2 protein-coding genes are annotated in these 781 nt (G+C 40.1%); both read left to right on the top strand.

Going from position 1 to position 781, the window contains the following annotated elements; translation table 11 throughout:
- Positions 1–6 precede the first annotated feature (6 nt).
- Positions 7–93 (top strand): acyl-CoA dehydrogenase family protein, encoded by an 87-nt coding sequence (locus AC1DUW_RS31160; protein WP_477644493.1) that lies wholly within the window; start codon positions 7–9, stop codon positions 91–93.
- Positions 94–346: 253 nt separating this feature from the next.
- On the top strand, positions 347–781 hold a 435-nt coding region (locus AC1DUW_RS31155; RefSeq protein WP_477644492.1), incomplete at its 3' end, for a thiolase family protein.

The following is a 781-nucleotide window of genomic DNA, read 5'->3' as shown; positions in this document are numbered from 1 at the left end:
CGATATATGAGGGATGCTAAAATCACCCAAATCTATGAAGGGAYGCAAGAGATTCAGCGTCTTGTAATTGCCGGAAATCTGCTTAAAGCATAGAAAAAATTCAAAATTAACGAAAACAGGAATGTAATCTATTAAAAAGGGGTGAATGGGCTTGTCAAACGTGAAAGATATACTTGGGCATGAGTTAGAGCCTTACAGCATGGTAAAGGACGAATTAGTAGTAATTGCGAAAATTCCGTTAATTCACCGTCATTAAATAGTGTTTGATGAGAGTAGATATGAACCATGTATTATGAAGATTTACAAGTGGGAGAATCAAACAACCTTCAATAAAGGAGAATGAATTATGAGTCATGTTTATATTTTAGGTGGAGCTAGGACGCCATTCGGGAGTTTTGGAGGGGTATTAAAGGATATTTCTGCCATAGACCTTGGAGTGATCGCAAGTAAAGGAGCTATTGAAAAAAGTAATATTTCAGTTGAAGAGGTTGAGCATGTTTTTGCAGGGAATGTGATACATACTTCGAAAAATGCCTCTTACCTATCCAGGCATATTGCTTTGAATGCTGGAATTCCAATCGAGAGCCCCGCTTTAACTCTCAATCGTTTATGCGGTTCTGGATTGCAAGCGGTCGTATCGGCAGCTCAGTCGATTATTTTAAAGGATGCTGAAGTCGCCCTAGCCTTGGGAACCGAAAATATGAGCCAATCTCCTCACGTATTACGAGATGTCCGCTTTGGTACGGGTCTACAGTCTCCACAAATGGACGACATGCTTTGG

This window comes from Peribacillus sp. P4_C12, from assembly GCF_056402095.1.
This window is presented reverse-complemented; position numbering and strand designations above follow the sequence as displayed.